The following is a 20,013-nucleotide window of genomic DNA, read 5'->3' on the forward strand; positions in this document are numbered from 1 at the left end:
AATTGCAAACCTTCAATAGAAAAAATCCCCAAATACCGTGAGCGAAAAAATTGAGATTCCATTTATCTTGCCAACTGTTATTCGCCTTATTTTAGGTAAATAATTTACATTTATAACAGCTATAAGTATAACAAGATATGATCCCAATAGAAGAAGCTCAAAAATACATTCACAGTCATAAAAAACCAGCCGTAGATCGTTTTGAATTTCGTGCGTTTTCCGAACCTTATCGTGTGTTAGCCAAAATTTTAGGTCGTATTGATAAAGGTGAGAGAAGAGATTATTACACCGCAACAGACTATATTGCGGTTGCTGAAGATGCCATTAATGCTAACCCTTGGCGAACCGAAGAAGGAATGCGTTTAGGGATGCAGTTGTTTGGCATTATTCAAACACCATATTTAGCCGATATGTGGGATTTTATGGACACTTTGCCTTACCAAAAAGGGTACTCTAGAAAAGCATTTAGATCTGTAAAAACTATAGATACTTTACGTAATAAATTACAACTTTTCTCCTCTTTTTTAAGTTTAAGTAGACAAGGTTTTGGTGGCTTGTCTTTACAGGAACATTTTCAATACAGTACCTATTTTCCGCACGGAAATAGTTACTTTTTAGCCACTTTACTCCATAATGGTAATGGAATGTTTGATGAATTGTTAGACGATATTCTCCAAGCAGAAGATGAAATTGGTGGCGTTAGCAAAGATATTATTGAGGCGTTGCTACTTTCTGAAGATGAAAAACATTGGGAAATGGTTGCCAAGCTATTGCTCGCAGCTCAACGTCAAGAAGGTTTACGACAGACCATTTTAGAATCTTTAGACACGTCTGGTCTTGGCGCTCTAAAATATATAATTAATGTTGTTTTAGAAAACGACTTAACCCGTTTTACAAGTGTTACTAGAGCTGTAAGTATGTGGTTTGGTTTAAATTGGGACACACCTAAAAAGTCGGTTATTAATCGCGTTTTAGAATTAGCACATTCTCTAATTTTAAACCTCAAAGAAGTAGATACTTACCTAAAAAGTAAGGATAATTTAGAAGTATTAGTAGGCTTATGGGCTATTGGTATTTTAGATGTCGATACGGCAAACAAAAAAGCCTTAGATATTGTGTTTGAGTCGGAAGATCGACACAAAAAGATTTTAGCTTTATACTTCATCAGTAATACAGATAGAACCAATGATTCTTTAGTTGAATTTTTCAAAAAAGAGATCGGTAAAGATTATGCGTTAGACCATTGGGTTGCGGTTAACTTGCCCAACCAAACTTTAGATGACGAAACCTTTTTAAAGCTATTTACCGTAGCAAAAACTACTGAAGACAAAGGGAAAACTTTTGAGAGTAAAATATTCTCTTGGTGGAGTTTTACACCAAATTCATCGTATTTCTATCGCTTTTTAGTTTATGGTGCAACAGAAACTCAATTAGAGTTAATTGCTAATGATTTAGAGGTGCTACCAACAGAATTTAGAGAAGATTATATTCGTAAGGTATTCCCTAAACATTACAGCTACTCTTTTTATGATTACAACCAAAAATCTGAGAAAAAAGAGCTTTTACCTTACGATAAAAACCATTGGAAACGTACGTTAGCCAGAAAAGCCATTTACAATAGAAATGAGTTATTAATGGCTACAGGGTTAAACTTGTTCAGCAAAATGCATCTTTACGATGAAGATTTAGCAATTGTTGAAGATTTATTAAGACGAAAACATAAAAACTTAAGAACCTCGTTAATTCAGATCATCCTCAACTTAAATTCAGTAGATTTAAGACAAAGTACCACAAACTTAGTCGGCTCAAAAAGCATAGATCAACGTTTGGCAGGTTTAGAGTTATTAACGCTTTTACACGATAATAATAGACACGCAGATTTGGTTGAAACGCAAATTAAGATTTATAATGAGCGACCAAAAATTACTAAAAACGAGCAAGTTTATTTAGATAAATTTTCAGATAATTCAGAAGAATTGAATTATTCTAATGGTTTTGGTGCCATAGATTATGATAACTTAACGCCGTTATACATTCCAAAAACACGTTTTGAGAAAAAAACCAGTTTCTTTGATAAATTAGGAATCACCACTTCTGAAGCTTCAGGGTTTAAATTCAAAGATTTTATAGATGTTAATAAAATCATCAAGGAAGTTAATCGCCTGATTGATCTTGTAACGCAAAATAGAAACCACGAGTACCAAACCGAAGTTTTTAAAGGTGAGATTACTACTACCTATATTGCAAAAGGCATTAGAGACATCAAAAAATTGAGTAAGGATGCAACGCCAGAAGAACATTTACATAATATTCCTTTAGCTAATGTTTGGATTGCTTGGTACAAAGAGAGTCAACTTAACGATTTTGAAATGTATGCTGCAATTCGCTACATTGCAAACCGCAATAACCCATTTGGAGATTATAAAGATTTAGAGCCTTTTGCAAGACAATATTATCCAGATTTAAATGGTCTCAATTTAGGAGATGCAAGACACTATTTCACTACATCAGACACTTACGAAACTATTTTAAGACGCTTAGCTAAGGCGTATTCAGATATGAAAACCATCGTTGCCTTTAAATTGGATATGATGGAAGATATGATTGCTAATTTCCCTAACAACCTAAAATTAGTAAATTTTCAATCCTCTAGTTATCGTTATAATAGTAAAACTTACAATTGGGCCAATGTTATTTTACCGCTTTCACCAGGAGTAAGCCATAACAATTTAGACGATTTATCTGAAGAACAACTTCAACGCTATTGGGGACTTTATATGTATTTGGTGGCACAAGATATTAGTCATCCCATTGCCACAACAGATGTTAAAGTCATTACAGAGCAGCAAAAAAGACCAGGTATTGTACCATTTCCAAATTTAGATGTCACTTTAAAACTTTATAAATTAGGGTTAATCAATGAAGATGATTTACGTTTTCAGGCTTTAAATTCTCACGAATTAATGGTGATTATGGACGGTGGTTTTAATTACCGAATGAATTACAAATTAATTGAACGTAACTGTGTTCCAAAACACGTCATTGCGCCATTAAAAACCAATTTATTAGAAACAGAATTAGAACGTGGCGATTTAGGAACCACAGCAACCTCTTATATGAAATCTATTCACCGTGTAGAAGGTGTAGATTATGTTTTCAGAATATTAGAACGTTTAGGAAAAGATAATTTTGAACGCGGTTATAGTTATTATGGCGATAGCCGAAAAACAATTTTTAGTGCCATTCTAAAAAAAACAGACTTTAAAGATACCGAGAGTTATGCCGACTTTGCTCAGCTTGCAGATACCTCTAAAATCACAAAAAAACGATTGGTAGAACTTGCTTGTTATGCCACACAATGGACAGGTGTAGTTGGTGAATATCTAAGTTTAGAAAATTTAGAAAGCGCCGTTTGGTGGTTTCAGGCGCACGCTTCAGATTATATGAATTCTGAAAAAGAAACTATTATTTCGCGTTATTCTAACATCCCAAAAAGTGATTTTGCTCTTGGTGCCATAGATGTGGATTGGTTTAATAAAGTGTACCAAACCATCGGAAAATCGAATTGGAAATTACTTCACGATGCTGCCAAATATATTTCAGATGGTAATGGTCACCGCCAAGTAAAACTTTACTCTAGCGTAATGTTGGGGGAAGTAAAAATCACCGAAACACTAAAGAAAATTAAAGACAAGCGCGATAAAGATTACGTGCGTGCTTTAGGATTAATTCCGCTTAGTAAAACCGTTCCGCAGAAAGATTTATTAAAACGTTACAATCTGCTGCAAGATTTCTTAAAAGAAAGCAAGCAATTTGGAGCGCAGCGTCAAGAAAGTGAAGCGATTGCTGTAGAAATTGGTTTAGACAATTTATCGCGTACTGCGGGTTATAAAGACCGTGTACGTTTCAGTTGGGCAATGGAAGCCAAAGCCACACAAACCATTATGGAAAATGCTACAATAGCCATAGAAGAAACTGAGCTTGAATTGTTAATTAACGATCTTGGTAAAGCAGAAATTAAAGTTACCAAAGCTGGAAAATTACTCAAAAATATTCCTGCTAAATTGCGCAAAGACAAACAAGTTGTGGCTCTAAAGGATAACAAATCTTACTTGTCTAGACAGTACAGTAGAACGCGTTTATCTTTAGAAAACGCAATGGTGAACGAAGATGAATTTTCAGCGTTAGAAATTCATAATATGATGCAACATCCTATTGTAAGAGTGATGTTGAGCAAATTGGTAATGTACGTTTCAGAAAAAGAAATTTCAGGATTTTATAGTGAAGGTAAATTAACCAATGCTGTAGGAAAAACTTATCAGCTAGACGAAGACGATCTTTTGGTGATTGCACATCCGTCGCATCTGTACAAAGCTGTAGAATGGGATATTTACCAAAAACACCTGTTTGCAGAGCGTTTGGTACAACCTTTTAAGCAAGTATTTAGAGAATTGTATTTAATTACCGATGATGAACGCGAACACAGTAACCGATCTGAGCGTTACCAAGGACACCAAATTCAGCCTAAAAAAACCGTTGCTCTTCTGCGTGGTCGCGGTTGGACGGTAAGTATGGAAGACGGTTTGCAAGAAGTGTATCACAAACGTGGTTTCATTGCCACAATGTACGCGATGGCCGATTGGTATTCGCCTTCAGAGTCAGAAGCACCAACGCTAGAAGACATCTGTTTCCATTCCATCGATACGTACGAGAGAATTCCGTTAACTGAAATTCCATCGGTAGTTTTTAGTGAAATTATGCGCGATGTAGATCTTGTGGTTAGTGTGGCTCACGTTGGTGGCGTAGATCCAGAAGCCAGCCATAGCACAATGCAAATGCGTGCTGCTTTGGCCGAAGAATCTGCAAGATTATTCAAGTTAGAAAACATTACCGTAAAGGAGCGTCACGTGTTTATTACAGGAAAACTTGGCGAATACACCATTCATTTAGGAAGTGGATTGGTGAGCAAAAACGGGCTAGCTTTATCCATCATTCCGGTGCACAGTCAGCATCGCGGCCGACTATTTTTACCATTTGTAGACGAAGATCCAAAATCGGCAGAAATTATTTCTAAAATGAAATTATTATCTGAAGATCATAAAATTCAAGATCCAACTATTTTAGCACAAATCAATAGCTAACTTTAAACTAATTAGGGCGTTCCCTCACTTAGGTGAGGGCGGGCTTTCTGTTGCAAGTCCTCGTGCTACCGCACTGTGGGCTTTCCACGGCAATCCCTAACGCAAAAACATCTGTACATTAATGGAACTTACGTTACAACTTAAAAGATTAGGTAAAAAAAAGGTCAAACAAGTGCCTTTTACATTACAAGAAACACCAAAAAACCTTGAAGAATTATTAATTGGTTGTGTAAAACATCAAGTAGAAGCTTTTAATAAAAAACGTTTAGAAGTAAATGTCATAGGTTTTTTAAGTCCGGCAGAAATTCAAGAACAAGCCCAAAGCGGAAAAGTAGACTTTGGAGAAATCAACAACAAGGACTTAGCAAATTTAGAAAAAGCCATAGATAATGTGTTACTCGCTTTTAAAGACGGTTTATTCGTAGTTTTTGTAGATGATGATGAAATCACTGACTTAAAAACACCTCTAGAACTCACTTCAGATAGTGTGATTGCTTTTATAAGAATGACATTTTTGGTAGGTACCTATTGGTAAACTCTTAAATAATGACAACCGAAATCATACAAGATCAATTGGCCAATCAAATTGCAAACCATAATAAAACTTGGGGAAATTTACTAGCCGAAACTGAATTGGGAAATACAGCTTCTAGTTATTGGGATGTGACGTTAAATTTTAACGATATCATTATAAACAACACAAAAAAGAGCTTCAAATTTAAAAATGCAGCCTTCACGTTTGATGTTAATTCGGGGATTTCATATGGCGATGAGCATCATTTATTTACAAAAAAAGTTTCTGGCAGTGGTACTTATTTTGAGACAAATAATAAAACCATTCAACTTCAAACTTTAATTCTAGATTAAAATTTAAACTTTTATAAAACTTAATACAAAACACATTATGAAAAACTACACTAGCGCCATTATATTTGGCATCGCAATTGTTGCCGCATCCATATTTTTAGGCAAAGCCTATACCGACAGAAATAAAGTAGACGGACAAATTGAAGTCACCGGTCTTGGTAAAACCGATTTCTCATCAGATCTTATTGTTTGGGAAGGCAGTTTTGGTTCAGAAAACACCAATCTAAAACAAGCTTACCTCAGTTTAGAAGAAAAAAAATCAACGATAAATGCTTACCTAACAAATAAAGGAATTCAACCCGAAGAACTAATTTATAGTGCGGTGTCTACCAGCAAAAAAACAAAAACAATTTATACCATTAATGGCGATTATGCAGGTGAAGAATTTGTAGGTTATCAACTGAACCAATCCTTAGAAATTGAATCTAAAGAAGTTGATAAAATTGAAAAAGTATCTCGAGAAATCACCGAATTATTAAATCAAGGCGTTCAGTTTTATTCGCAAGCACCAAGATATTACTATACGAAGCTAGCCGATTTAAAAATTGAAATGATTTCTAAAGCTACTGAAGATGCAAGATTACGTGCCGAGAAAATCGCTGAATTTTCTGGTGGTGCATTAAGTGATTTAGAATCTGCTAGAATGGGAATATTTCAAATAACGGGTCAAAATTCTGGTGAAGATTATTCTTGGGGTGGAACATTTAATACGAGTTCTAGAGAAAAAACAGCATCAATTACTATGAAATTGGTTTATAAAGTAGATTAATCCTCTACTTAATTTCAAACATAAAAAAGGTATTCTTATTCATTAGAATACCTTTCTTTTTCTATTTAATTAAAATAATTTAGCAAAAAAATAGAAAAGTATATAATGGTCGAAATTATAAAAGCAAATGCAACAGATTCTGATGTCATTGTTGCCTTAGGAAAACAAACATTTTTAGAATCTCACGGCCACAGCGCTTCTAAAGAAAATATTGAAGATTATATTACCAAAACCTATCATAAGGACGTTATTCTTAAAGAATTTGAAAACAATAACGTGCATTATCATCTTATTTATAGCGATGGTGTGATTGCTGGTTTTTCAAAAATTGAACTATATACCACCAACAAAAATATAGCCGGTTCATCAATTACCAAGTTAGATAGAATATACCTCTTAAAATCTTTTCACGGAAAAAAATTAGGCAAAGAACTGTTTAACTTTAATATCAAATTATCTAAATCTAATAAGCAAAATGGCATTTGGCTTGCCGTTTGGGTAGAGAATAAAAAAGCTGTTGATTTTTATATGAAGCAAGGATTTAAAATTGTGGGTGAATTTGATTTTAAAATATCTGAGACGCATTCCAACCCAAATTATATTTTGTATTTAGAATACTAAAATAATGAAAAGCATATTTATTGAAGATACATCGCGTTATTCTCTACAAGAAAAAAGGGACGAGAATTCTTATTATGTTATAAATATTTCAGGTGCTAATCTCTATAAAAAACCTTCTTTAGATTCAGAAATTATTGAGAACATTAAAGTTGGAGAGAAAATTGTAGCAAACAGAATTCTTAAAACAGAACAACCTATACATATTGGTGTAGAATTTCAGCTTCAGGGAGGTTTTATTGAAGTTAAAAATCAAGTATATTCAGGGTTTATTCATAGTTCAGATTTAACAAGATTTAAACCTCAATTAGAAGAAATATTGGATGGAATTATAATTCCAGATTTTAAAGGGAAAGTAAAAAGCAAAACATCAGAAAAAAAAATTGAAACGTTCAACAACAAAGAATATGAAGTTGAAGTGGAAATAACAACATACGAAAATGTAATTCATACTTATACTGATTTAAATGAATGCTTAGAGAATACTTATCTTTATAAGGATATGACTTTGAATGAGGTTTATCACCAATTGCCAGTTCATAATCCTAATATTGATATAACTTCAAAAGGAAGTGTTATTTTAATGCCTGAGTTTATAGAAAAAAAACGAAGTAAATATTTTTTTAGTGGAATAGGGATAACACGCTATACTACCATTGTTGAAAATCTAGACGGTCAGTATTTGATATCCTCATTGGATTGTCCATAAATAACGATAAGCTTACACACGCTAATTACCCCTTACAGTCAAGGTTTTCTTTTCAATAAGAAGACCTTTTTTTATGGAGTAAAATAGGTAGCATTAATCTTAAACAAACAACTACTAAATCTATAAATGGCGGAATACCGTGATTAAAAAAACTAGATGCTTTTTTAATTTTGAACTCTATTTTAAAATGCAAAAACTAATAAGTGAGTAATGTATTATTTGCAATAGTTTATTGAGCATAAATAGTAAAAAAATAAAACGATTAAAAATGAAATATTTAGACTTTAGCATTAACGGTAGAGTACAAAATTTAATGGTAGATGTTTTTGATGCTATAAGCACATCAACAGAATCAAAAATAAAAATCGCTGAACTTTTAGATACTAGAAGCATTTTTGAACTTGTCTTTGAAATTGTAAAAGAAACAGGATTTTATAACCTAGATGAAAATTTTAATCTTATTAAATCCCTAAATATAGATACCCAAGAAGAGAATAGGGAAGAGGCGCTTTACAATACTTGGGCAACTATGGGTGAAAACTTAAACACGGCTAAAACTCAAGAAGAATTCAATGCCAAGTTTGCTTTATTTGTGCCTATTATTTTAAAACGTATGGAAGCAATTAACCGTATGTCGGCTTAATGTCTTTTCGCATTACTTAAATTCTTTTAATCTAATACCAACTACATTTTAGCTTATAAACTTACACTATGATCCTAGACCTTTCTAACCTTAACCAGTATTACAAGCAATTACAGTCGCAACCCAATTATCCAAAAGCTTATTTATATGAGCTTTTTGCTGTTGGTAAAACGTCTAGAGATGAAATTATTGTTGCAGAAATTACTGAAACTATAGAGCAATACGTTACAGCAGAGATTATTGCGGCTTTTAAAACCCGTAATAAATTGCCTGAAGATGGTGAAAATTCAGGAGAAATTTTAGAGACCTTACTTAAATATGGACTTAAAGACCCATTATTTCCCATAGGTAAAATCTACAACGCTTTTCAATTTTCTTTGCTTTCTATTAGAACAAAAAGTATTGCAGAAATACTAGAAAAACAACCCGATCTTATTTCGCGTTTAAACGGTGTTACTAGACTAAAAATAGCTAATGTATTTACTAACGGTTTGCCAAAAGAAATTTGTGACATTACCTCTTTAACGGGTTTAAACATTAAAGGCGATTACCAAGCCTTACCCGTTTCTATAGGGAATTTACAACAGTTAGAAAGTGTGACTCTAGAATTACCAAAACTCGCTTCCTTTCCTGAATCGTTTTGGTTTTTAAAAAACATAAAAGAACTAGAATTAAGCGATATAGAAACAGATTTCCAAGCGTCGCTTCAGCTAGAAAAACTCACAAAACTAGAAGAATTAGGCTTCTACGTCGTTAATTTAAAAGACACTTCTCAATTACAACTTCCTTCGAGTTTAAAAGAATTAGATTTTATAAGATTAGAACATTTAACTCAACTTCCTGCTAGTATTTCTACACTCGTAAACCTTGAAAAATTTAATTTATTTAAATGTCCACTGTTAGTTGAAATACCAAAGGTCTTTCACAATTTAAACAAGCTTTTTGTTCTTAAGTTTAAAGCTGTTCCTTTAATTAAAACCATTGAAGACAATCAAATATTTACCAAGAAATGTGAATACATTACTTTAGACGATAGTCTACAAATTGTACCAGGAAGTTCACCTATTCCAAATACTGAATTATTAGTTAGAGATACTAAAACCTTAAATTACGTATTATCTCATCCTGAACGCTTTACCTCTTTAGAAAAAATAATAATTCAATATATCACAGATTTTTCTGAGGTCACACTCGGTTTCGGACAATTAACAACACTTAAAGCTATCGATATTCATCAAGGAATTCATATGGAAACCTTGTTTCAAGATATTGAAAAATGTACGCAATTACGCTATTTAAAAATGTACGGCGCTAGTATAGAAAGTATTCCTGAAGGTTTAAAAGACCTGGAGTATTTAGACTTTTTAAGTTTTAATAGTTGTCGTGAATTGGTATTAAATGCTGCTAATTTACCTTCTAAAATTAAAGAATTATACCTATTTGATATTAAAGCATATGTTCCTGCTGAAAAATTACTTGAAGCTGAACAAGCTTATTTTGGGAATTTAGCGATTGAAGAACCTAAGGTATTATTTAGCAACTTAATAACTAAATCGCTTCATTTTTCGGGTATTAATGAATGCGAAAATACGCAAGAAGATTTAACGCAATACTTACCAAAACCGAAACTATTAACCACACTAAAAGCTTATACAAATACAGGTCATTTTAAAGATGTACTTCACTATTGCACAAACTTAGAGCATTTACATTTAGATAATAATGAAGCTAGTCTGGGAACATTAACTAGCTTACCTGCTCCGAAATTAAAATATTTTAAATTAGATTTTTATAAGGGAGACAACCTAGAATCTATTATTAAAAATATGCCCAATTTAGAGGGCTTAAATATGGCACATTATGACGTTTCAACTACGTTTCCTAAAGTAACGTTGCCGAATTTAAAAGCTTTAGATTTAAGTTATACCACTTTTGAAAGTCTTGAAACTTTAGAAGCACCTGTTTTAGAATCGATTTATATTGCCTTAAGTTATCAATTTGGAATGGAAGCTTATGCGAAATTAAATCAGTTTAAAGCCTTGAAAAAATTAAGTTTTAGGGGCATTAGTGACGAGGTAAATAGTATTCCGGAAAGTATTTCAGAATTAAAACTAACCGAATTTTTAATAAACCATAAGTTTGAAGTGTTGCCAGAATTCATTCAGCATATGACCACTTTAAAAACCTTATCCTTAGGCGGAAATGACTTTGTCGATTTACCAACTTGGATAGCCGATTTACCCCATTTAGAACGCTTAGACATTGATGGTTGTAAGTTTGAAAATGCCGTGCCAGAATACTTTCAGAAACTAAAACTGAAAGAACTAAAATATTACATCTCTGGTTTTGATGGATATAATATGAATCCAAAAAAATACAATAACTTAATAACGCCAGGTTATACGAAGTTGAAAAAAGAGTTCAGTAAAGAAGCAAATGTGTAATTTTTGATGCTATTTACTATTTAAAACAAAACTTATGAACATAGAAAAATTAATTAGAACTCGAGAGCCTTACCAAGAAATGTTATTTGACAGTTTTTTAATCGAAAATATAAAGTCGTACGAGGAACTTATTGAGGTTTATAAAACCTATAAACAAAATCATCCTGACAAGACCATAATCTTAACGCTTGATGATTTAGGTCAAGCTGAATATACCAGCGGTCACGCTTGTGATTATAATTCTCTGCTAGATACAGACAGTTATGATTTATCTGGACTCGATGAAGCTTGTTATGATGACGATAACGAGCATTTGGGACATCTTTCTACACCATCAGAATATTTCATTATCAGAGAAAACTTTTTGAAACAAACAAAAGGTATTGATTTTAAAACCATTTGTGAAAAAGGCATAGACAATTCTGATGACGATGTTTTAGATTTAGAAAACATTAATGAATCTCCATTGGCTTTTTTAGACCAACAGGTGATTCTTAAAATTCTTCCTGTTGATAAACCATACGAAGGCCTTACCGGATTTCCGAATGGATATTTTGATGCCGACTTCAGTCCTTTTGAAAATTATGCATTATCAAAACACCTCTTTGAAACCTACAATTTTGAACTTTTTGGTATAGGTGCTTCTTTTTTAGGATTTATTAGAAATGAAAAATTAGAAGACAATGAATTAAAAGCATTGGTAACTGACTTGGCAAAATTGTATAACACCACCGAACCAGAGTTTGAAAAATTAGCAGATATCATCAAAAATAAAAAACATTTGTTTTTAAGATATACGGAGTAATTTCAATCCTAAAAATCCCAATTATAAAATTTATAATTGGGCTTTTATTATATAAGAAAACTCATTAAAATTTACTCTGAAAATTGTTTAATAATTTCAAACAAGGTCAATTTAGTTCTCTTTATACTGCCATCATCGTGACGAAATAAATGTACTTTAGTATTATCATAGCAACCAAAAAACAATAAATCCCCTTCGGAATTAGCACCTATAGCTTTACCTAAAGCCAACTTTTCTAAACTCCACTTATAACCATCTAAATCTTTAAATGTCGGATTCATAAATTCACTTAACGTCTTTACATATGGTTTTAATGCGTGAATTCGACTGACTTCCATTCCATCTATGTTGGTAAGCTCCATCATCTTTTCAAAATTATACAAGGTAAATTCTTCTTCCTCAAAAATTACAGTTCTTGGTTTTTCAGCAATAAACTCCCTGTAATTTTTTCTAAATAGTGGTTTTAGTTCATCTTCAGAGCTTACGATTAAGTCTTCATTCATAATTATATTTTTTTTAATATTAGTTCTTAGTATTTTCTTTTGTTTTTGTATCTACAATCTGCAGTAATGTTGGCATTCGGTATTTACCGTGCATACGTTCTATGGCATTACAAACCTCATCTCTATCTGTACCAATAGAGGTCACATACATTGGTTTTTTACTTTCGCCACGACATACTTCCTTAAATACAGAAGTTTTAGATACAAACTCAGATTTCGCAATTCCAACAACAGGAATTTTACCTTCTAAAGCTTGGTACAAATAGCCCCCTAAGCCCAAATGTTTTTCCTCTAAAATCACGTAACCATCAACGATAATTAAGTCGACTTCATCTAAATTCACTTGTTTAAGTAGACTTAAAATACACGGTAATTCGCGTTTGTAAAAAGACCCTGGCTCGTATGGTGCTACGCCTTCAATAATATCGGTGTAAATTTTTGTTGGTTCGTCGTCTTCCCAATCGTTAAAACTTACTGCTATGGTTTTGGCTTTGCCGTCGTAATAATAAGTATCAAAAGCGAGTATCATAATTGTTGTTTTTTTTGTAATTACTGTTCTGTCTTTAAAGGCAACATTAAATCAGCTTTACTAAGTGTATATTTTAAAGCAGGATAAGTAAAATCTAGACTTCTATTTTCCTGTCCTCTTAGTTTATAAAATTCTTTTTCTTGCGTTTCACTTGCGAGATCCATTACTGTACAACCTTCAAAATACGGGATATTATTTCTGAATTCAACCAAGGTTTTAGAAGTTCTAAAAGTGATACCAAGCCATTTATTATCGGCTAATTTAAGCGCCTCACGATTTGGGTTTTCTAAAATTATTTTATGTGAATATTTAGCATTCATTTTCACAGAAAATAAAACGAATGAATGATGCGTAAGCTTAATATCAAATTCTTCCGCAGTAGATTTATCTTTAATTCTAAGTATACGAGTGGATGCATCTGTAAGTGTTTCAGGATGTTTATAACAAGAAAATAACCCAATATAAGAGTCGGATTCAAGGTCTAAATTTTGATCGGAATGATAGCCCATTTTTGTATAGTTCTCGTCATATATTTCAATAAGTCCACAGTTAAAAGCTGTTTTTGGTTGATTTTCGGCTTCTAATGTATTATTTATATGATTTAAAATATCTAGATGATTTTCAGTAAAATAATGAGCAGGAATACTAAACTTTGTTGTTGTTCTTACTACGGGAATGCCTTTATCTAAGCACTTTATTATATTATTCCCAACACGTCCTTTTCCTAAGACTTCAAAATTGATTTCTTTAGATAAAGAGTCAAAACAATTAGCTTTTAATGGAAGTGTCGTTTTATAAAACGGATACATATTCATACAATAATGCTTTCAGATTAATAGATTGGTTTTTTATAATCTCCAGTATTCATACTAAAGTGAACTTTACCATAATCTACACGTTTAACGGTCTTGTTTTCTTCGTAATAAGACGTTCTTAAATCTTCTAGATTTTCAGTAACCATTGGTTCTAACTTAATACGTTCGTCTTCATTTTTAATGTAGGTTTGGCCGTTTGTGTAAACAACTTCTAGATTAGAACAACGAATGACATAGCCCATTCTAATCGGAATTAAATCGATATCTAAAACCGATGGTCTTATCTCGTGCGTGTACAAACGGTTTGTAGATAATGGGATAATAAATACCGAATTAGGATATAAAGTGACACTAAACTCTTTAACCAAAGTGTCATCATTTACAGACGATTTAAGTTTGAAAAGCAGACGACTTAATCCGCTAGATTTCCCGTAAATTCTATCGAACTTATTCGTTTTAGAACGACTTAACTTATTTAAATTAGTTTGATTGTAAAACGTACAGAAGGCAATTAAACCCTCTTTTGGCATATCTTTCGTTTTGTCGGAATGCGCTTTTATCTTCGCTTTTACATCTTTAGGATGGTCTTTATCTTTCTTTTTATTCTCGTAAATCTGAGCTAAAACGTGGTTTAATTCGGTGGCTTTTTCAAAATCAAATTTTACAGCCTCATTAATTGCATTTACAATATGTGTATCTGTTGCTCTAAAATTATCTGTTGGTCCTGTTAAGTTAGTAGAACATCTTAATAATTTAAAATGAAGTTGTTCTTCGTTTTTAGTCGATTTTTCTTGGGTGATTTTACTTAGATAAATGCCTTTTCTTAAAGCTACAGATTGTTTTGTAGATTCTGTTAAATGTTGAAATTGATGCTCTGTCTCTATATTTGAAAAATAATTTTCATCCTCAAAAAACTCACGATAAAACACGCCTGCATTGTGTACATTTATTGGGACTTGCCCTTCATTTATCACTTTTATATTTGGGGTTGAAAGATTTTCGTAATGAGAAGAAAATTCTTTGATAATGAAAACGTCTTCAGATTTAGCGTCTAACAAAGTTATATCTCCCAGAGCAAAAATTCGGATTGAGTTTTTTGTGTTTTCAATATCTGAAAAACGTGTTACTACATTTCCGTTAAAGTTGGCTTTTAAATCATTTAAGGCTTCCGAAGTATCTTCAGAATTCGTTAAATCAATTAAAATATTTTTAGTTTTAGAAAGTACGTTTTCAGCCTTCATAACTATTGTGTTTGATGTTCATAATAACCCAATGCTTCAGCTCTCACTAAATCGGTATAATTAGTATTCTCAGAAATCAATTTTAGGAGTTCTATATATTTTTTGCGTTCCTCTTTTTTTAAACCATTAATACATCTATTTAATAAAAGTGTCGAAGTAATTGTACCGTTCTCTTTATTGAATTTCAGCAATTCAGCATTATAAATTTTGTAGTTTGGTTGATCTATAGCTTCTATTAAATGAATAAAAGAGAAATCTTCATCTAATTCTGGATCTTGACGTTTTAAGAAACCGAAAAGCGTTTGAATGAGTTGCTGCTTTTGTGAATCTGTAAAACGATTTACATCTTCTAATTGGTAGCCAATAGCATCAAAGAATTCACTAATTTCATAATCTTCCATTTCGTCATTTACTTGGAAGTTTTTAATTAGTGTGATGGTGTCTTCTAAATTCATTTTATGATTTGGTTAAAAATTATTCTATTCTAAATAACCTTCTCGTATAAAAGAAAATTTATTATCGATTAGTATTTGTAAATAGGCTTCAAAGCTATCTGCAATCACTTCAAACTCGTTAGGATCGTGAAGATACCTCACGATTTGGCCTATTTTTCCTTTATCAGAAGGACTATAATCTATGTAAAGCTGGGAGGTTCCGCCGTTATTTGTGCAATTTGCAAAATGAAGCCAATCAAGATCTTTTGCGTGTTTTAAGAGTTTTTCATCGATGTCTACACCATCATATTCTCCATCTAAATAATCTTGAAAATTATAAGGTGCATCACCTTGATTTTCTAAGATTTGTTGAGACGACAATAAATAATAATCACGTTTAACTAGATCTGAACCCAATAAAGTAAACGCAATATCTTCATCGCCATACGTTCTCCAATACGTACCATCAACATACTGCAATAGATGAATTAATGCCTCAGGAATCTCAGGACAAGCGGCTTTAAGCTCGTCTATATGGTCTTGAGATGCACCGTGTTTTACGCTCTCAAAATGATTCCAAATTTCTTTGCCTTTAACGTTATAATAAGCGTTTTTTAATCCGGAAATGTATGAATCTACGATGTTATTCATTCTGTTTTATTGTTTTAAAGAAAGAACGTACCTGTTTCAGACATTCCGATAGGATGTGCTGTTCGTGCTGTCCATTCTTCATTATTTAAAATAGAATTAGGTTGCATTTCTATTTTAGTATCTAAACTTTTTCTACCTACAAGAACCATTTTGTTTTCTATGTTAGATTTAGTAGTGTTGAAAATTTCTAAATATTCCTCATTAAAATGCATTAGCATAATCTGTGTTTTATGCTGAATTTTATAAATATCTAATACTTTAAAATAGGCTCCAGAAGCAATTAAATGAAATCCATATTTAGCTACTTCAGGATTTATACCTCCTAAGTTAGAAGCTGAATTAGATGCAATAGCAAAGCGTACATTTTTAGCTAAGCCTTCTGCTTGGTTAGAAACATCTGTAAAACCACGCTCTTGTATAATTTGATCTATTTTATAACGCGTAACCAAATCTTCTGAAAGCTCACAATCTCTATAATACATTGTTAAACCCGAAAACGTATTTTGATAGGCTTGTTCTATTTTTGTGTTTTCCATTTTATAATTTTCAATTAATAGAAATCGTAATACAAACTCCACTGGTTGGTGTCGTTATTTTTGGCGAACATTAAACTGCCTCCATCAACTACGTTGAAATTTGCCTTATAATCTGATACAATTTGAAACACAAACTGAAAGCCTTCTCCAAAACCTTCTGCGTCGCCTATTCCAGATTGACAAAAAGAGGGATAACCACCTATTTTATGATCGTAAATATGATCGGTAATATCAAAATAATCTTCAATAATGCCTTCATTTTCGAGTCTTAAAACTTCATTTTCATCTTCCATAGACAAACCGCCACCATCCCATAACGGGAAATCATTTTCATCTAATTCTGCTTGTAACGGAAAAGCATTTATAAATGAATTTGGGTTTTCTAAATTCTTAATCTGAATAGTGTCTAGATTTTCATATTCACGTATTACCCAATTATCTCCCATAGGCTCAAAACATTCTGGCCATTCTGCGGAAACAAAAACCGTGATAAGCTTCGTGTTTTTAAGATTTGGATGTAGGTAAGGTAAATTAGGTAAGTAAAATTGTGCCAGAGGAAGCATTTGATCTCCGTTTTTATCTAACGGAATGTCTTCGTTTTCGTGATAAGCAAAGACTTTACCAATCCAACTTTCTTCAATCGTATTTTTTGGTCTAAAGCCGCCTGTGGTAAATTTAGTAATGGGTTTAGATATTTTATTTTTTAGGTCTTCTACAGTCATTTGTGTGTTTTTTATCCAAACATTGTGCTATCGGCAAAAGTTTTACCATCGTAAGATTGTGCAATTAAATAATGATTCCCGAACATACCATCTTCATTATAAACAACGTCTATTAAATCTTTTGCGTAAAAATGAATAGCTGTTATTGTTAACTTCTCTCTGAATTCTTGCTTGCTTAACTCTGGATATCCATTATCTTCATCTGCCCAGTTTTCATTATAATTTTCGTAAAACGCACTTACGATTTCATCTGTGGCTTTGTTCTTTTTATCCTCAAAATCTTCAAAAAATGAATTTCCTAAAGCAATCATTTCCTCTAAACTAATGTCTTCTAAATTTAGACTGACATTAATTTTTTTCTGATCTGATTCAATTGTTGTTCTATAACAATCTTCACTTCTTGGATCTTTTTTGAGTTGATCTTTTGTAATATTCATTAGTGTATTTTATTAATTAATAGCGCTGTACTATTATCCTAAATCGGTTCTAATGTTAGAGAAGTCGCCTTTGGCAAGTTTATCTTTTTCAATAAAAAACATTAAAAACTCATCCCAATCCCAGTCCCAAGAAAAACTGATATTATTACGTAATGTAAGTAAAGACACCCATTCATCTGTTTTACGAGGATCGTAACCTAACGTGTTGTAATACGGATATCCAAATAAATAGCTATATGTTTTTTTGCTTACCATATCTGGTATCTTATCACACACATAATCCATCTGTTTTTTATTTAATCCTTTTTCTTTAAATAAATCTTCTCTATAAGGTATATCAACATTTTCGTGTAAGTCTATGCGTAGGCAATATTCTATGTTAAAGTAATTTAAATTAGGGTTTACATAGGTTTTTAACGGTGTACCTTCTTCAAAATAATAAATTTTAGCGTAATCTTTTGCTCCAAAAAACACATTTTTATCATCATCATTAGCAATGAAAAAACTCAACATTCCTGTTTTTGGTAGTGGCGTTTCAAATTTAATTTCACTTAAATTAATCTGTAACGCAAACTGGTAATCACCAAACTCGTGTTTAGGCCATTCAAAATCTTCAGGTACTTCTGGGAAACCACCTTGCTTACTTAAACCTACATTTTCTTTGCTACGGTTTTCGTGTTCTATTTTAATAGAAGGCAACATAATGGACCTTAGGTACGCTTCTTTTTTATATAAATCGTATTTTTCAATTTTAACTATCTCTTCAAATTTAGCTTTATCCATAAGAATTTTTTTACTCGTGTTTCTTTACAAAGATGAAACTTTACTTAAGTTTTTAAGTAACGGTTTACAGTGATATTATAAATTCTATTAGTTTATAATGTGGCTTTACGCTCTTTAAGTTTTTCAAGAAGTAAATTGATATTTTGTAACTTTTCTTTATAAGCTTTCTCAATTGCTATTTGAGATTCTGTGGTAGTTTGAGAAGAGTTAAATTCTATAGGTTCTATATTTTCTATATCATTAATTATCCTTTCTGTATTATTTATTTTGAATAAAACAGGGAATGATTTGTTAGTAGCTTTTAAATCATCTTTAGTAATTCTTCTTATAGACCCGTATTGAGCAATGTTTAATTTTTTAGAATCTAGTTTTACATCATTAATTTTGGCAGTTAATAGAGTAGAGGAGGATTGAAGACAAATAATACCTTCTGTTGGATCTTCTTTAGAAGAAGTAGGGATTTTAAGTTCTTGCAATTTAGGTGTAGTTAATTTTATAGTATCTAAAAGAATACTATTCTCTTCAAATATATGAGATGGATATATAGTATGATAAAGTTGATTGTCTTTCAATTTAGACCATTTACCCCCTTCGGTATATAGTTTTGCAGGATCAATAACTACCGTGTATTTTATTTTTGATTTTTTTATATAAGGTTTAAAATCATTGTTTAGTGTTTTAAACTGCGCTTTATAAAACGAAACTAGATTATACGTCATCTCTAAATCTTTCTTGGTTTTAATTTTAGAAATGTTATTCAATATTTCTAACACGCTTTTATAAGCTTCAGCTTCTATACTAGAAACTGTTAAGTTTATAGATGGAGTAGAAGTAGTGTTATTTTGAATAGTAATGGTAGTTGTTTCTTCTTCGTACATATTTTTTTGCACTGAATTACCATTAATAAATTGCGAGTTTGTTAATTGTTTTCCTGTAATTACAAATTTTCTAGAAGTGTCTGCCGCTAACAGATTGGTTACTTGTATAGGATCTTCAATAGTAATTTTAGTATTACTAGTGTTTAGTGGTAAATCTATTCCATTTTTTTCTACTCTTGGCTCATTCAACGTATAAATTACCTCTAATTGTAGTAAGTTTTTTGGTAAATAATATGGAGTTTGATTAGAAACTGAAATGTCACTTTCTTGGTATAAAGCCGTATATGTTTTACTACTACAAGAAGAAAGTATAACTAATAATAATACGAAATAAGAATATTGATTTTTCAATTTAATTTTTTTTTAAGTGAATGTTTTTATAAGAATAGTTACCACTTAGTGCATTATTTTATCAAATATTATAGCACTAGTAAGCTTGCCTACGTGTAAAACTCAAGCAGGAAATAATATCTTATTTTAAAATATAA

Annotated in this window: 20 protein-coding genes; 9 read left to right on the forward strand and 11 right to left on the reverse strand. The window is 31.8% G+C overall.

The window, feature by feature from the left end; genetic code table 11:
- The first annotated feature begins 137 nt into the window (after positions 1–137).
- The 9 genes from LX95_RS03820 to LX95_RS03860 all read left to right on the forward strand — a co-directional run bounded on the left by LX95_RS03820 (position 138) and on the right by LX95_RS03860 (position 11,996).
- On the forward strand, positions 138–5,141 hold the full coding sequence (locus LX95_RS03820; protein ID WP_111540117.1) for a DUF4132 domain-containing protein: 5,004 nt from the start codon (positions 138–140) through the stop codon (positions 5,139–5,141).
- Positions 5,142–5,262: 121 nt separating this feature from the next.
- Positions 5,263–5,676, forward strand: coding sequence for a hypothetical protein (locus LX95_RS03825; protein ID WP_111540118.1), 414 nt, complete (start codon positions 5,263–5,265; stop codon positions 5,674–5,676).
- Between the two features lie 11 nt (positions 5,677–5,687).
- Complete coding sequence (locus tag LX95_RS03830; RefSeq protein WP_111540119.1) at positions 5,688–6,008, forward strand: hypothetical protein; 321 nt, start codon at positions 5,688–5,690, stop codon at positions 6,006–6,008.
- Positions 6,009–6,045: 37 nt separating this feature from the next.
- Positions 6,046–6,777 carry an SIMPL domain-containing protein gene (locus tag LX95_RS03835; RefSeq protein ID WP_111540120.1) on the forward strand — a complete coding sequence of 244 codons (732 nt, stop codon included), beginning with the start codon at positions 6,046–6,048 and terminating at the stop codon, positions 6,775–6,777.
- A gap of 105 nt (positions 6,778–6,882) precedes the next feature.
- A complete protein-coding gene (locus tag LX95_RS03840; protein WP_111540121.1) occupies positions 6,883–7,398 on the forward strand; it encodes a GNAT family N-acetyltransferase in 516 nt (171 codons plus the stop codon).
- A gap of 4 nt (positions 7,399–7,402) precedes the next feature.
- On the forward strand, positions 7,403–8,104 hold the full coding sequence (locus tag LX95_RS03845; protein WP_111540122.1) for a hypothetical protein: 702 nt from the start codon (positions 7,403–7,405) through the stop codon (positions 8,102–8,104).
- Positions 8,105–8,372: 268 nt separating this feature from the next.
- The gene (locus tag LX95_RS03850; RefSeq protein ID WP_111540123.1) at positions 8,373–8,747 is read left to right on the forward strand and encodes a hypothetical protein; all 375 of its coding nucleotides are present in this window, start codon (positions 8,373–8,375) and stop codon (positions 8,745–8,747) included.
- A 68-nt stretch (positions 8,748–8,815) separates the two neighbouring features.
- Entirely contained in the window at positions 8,816–11,191 is a 2,376-nt protein-coding gene (locus LX95_RS03855) for a leucine-rich repeat domain-containing protein (protein ID WP_111540124.1), read from the forward strand.
- Between the two features lie 34 nt (positions 11,192–11,225).
- Positions 11,226–11,996 carry a hypothetical protein gene (locus tag LX95_RS03860; RefSeq protein ID WP_111540125.1) on the forward strand — a complete coding sequence of 257 codons (771 nt, stop codon included), beginning with the start codon at positions 11,226–11,228 and terminating at the stop codon, positions 11,994–11,996.
- Positions 11,997–12,067: 71 nt separating this feature from the next.
- Here LX95_RS03860 and LX95_RS03865 read toward each other — a convergent pair whose 3' ends face one another.
- The 11 genes from LX95_RS03865 to LX95_RS03915 form a co-directional block, all read right to left on the reverse strand.
- Positions 12,068–12,499, reverse strand: a complete 432-nt coding sequence (locus tag LX95_RS03865) for a hypothetical protein (RefSeq protein WP_111540126.1) — start codon at positions 12,497–12,499, stop codon at positions 12,068–12,070.
- A 19-nt stretch (positions 12,500–12,518) separates the two neighbouring features.
- A complete protein-coding gene (locus LX95_RS03870) occupies positions 12,519–13,028 on the reverse strand; it encodes an endonuclease V (protein ID WP_111540127.1) in 510 nt (169 codons plus the stop codon).
- Between the two features lie 20 nt (positions 13,029–13,048).
- A complete protein-coding gene (locus LX95_RS03875) occupies positions 13,049–13,843 on the reverse strand; it encodes an alpha-ketoglutarate-dependent dioxygenase AlkB (protein ID WP_245924720.1) in 795 nt (264 codons plus the stop codon).
- Positions 13,844–13,860: 17 nt separating this feature from the next.
- Positions 13,861–15,084, reverse strand: coding sequence for a hypothetical protein (locus tag LX95_RS03880; protein WP_111540128.1), 1,224 nt, complete (start codon positions 15,082–15,084; stop codon positions 13,861–13,863).
- A gap of 2 nt (positions 15,085–15,086) precedes the next feature.
- Complete coding sequence (locus LX95_RS03885; protein WP_111540129.1) at positions 15,087–15,539, reverse strand: hypothetical protein; 453 nt, start codon at positions 15,537–15,539, stop codon at positions 15,087–15,089.
- 24 nt (positions 15,540–15,563) lie between these two features.
- Positions 15,564–16,169 (reverse strand): SMI1/KNR4 family protein, encoded by a 606-nt coding sequence (locus tag LX95_RS03890; RefSeq protein WP_111540130.1) that lies wholly within the window; start codon positions 16,167–16,169, stop codon positions 15,564–15,566.
- Between the two features lie 14 nt (positions 16,170–16,183).
- Positions 16,184–16,705 (reverse strand): hypothetical protein, encoded by a 522-nt coding sequence (locus LX95_RS03895; protein ID WP_111540131.1) that lies wholly within the window; start codon positions 16,703–16,705, stop codon positions 16,184–16,186.
- 14 nt (positions 16,706–16,719) lie between these two features.
- Positions 16,720–17,427 carry a DUF1963 domain-containing protein gene (locus LX95_RS03900; RefSeq protein ID WP_111540132.1) on the reverse strand — a complete coding sequence of 236 codons (708 nt, stop codon included), beginning with the start codon at positions 17,425–17,427 and terminating at the stop codon, positions 16,720–16,722.
- Between the two features lie 11 nt (positions 17,428–17,438).
- Entirely contained in the window at positions 17,439–17,864 is a 426-nt protein-coding gene (locus LX95_RS03905) for a DUF2262 domain-containing protein (RefSeq protein WP_111540133.1), read from the reverse strand.
- A 33-nt stretch (positions 17,865–17,897) separates the two neighbouring features.
- Positions 17,898–18,647, reverse strand: a complete 750-nt coding sequence (locus LX95_RS03910; RefSeq protein ID WP_111540134.1) for a DUF1963 domain-containing protein — start codon at positions 18,645–18,647, stop codon at positions 17,898–17,900.
- A 92-nt stretch (positions 18,648–18,739) separates the two neighbouring features.
- The gene (locus LX95_RS03915; protein WP_111540135.1) at positions 18,740–19,876 is read right to left on the reverse strand and encodes a hypothetical protein; all 1,137 of its coding nucleotides are present in this window, start codon (positions 19,874–19,876) and stop codon (positions 18,740–18,742) included.
- Positions 19,877–20,013: the final 137 nt, after the last annotated feature.

It is taken from the genome of Mesonia algae (assembly GCF_003253545.1).
In the GTDB taxonomy this organism is placed as follows: Bacteria; Bacteroidota; Bacteroidia; order Flavobacteriales; family Flavobacteriaceae; genus Mesonia; species Mesonia algae.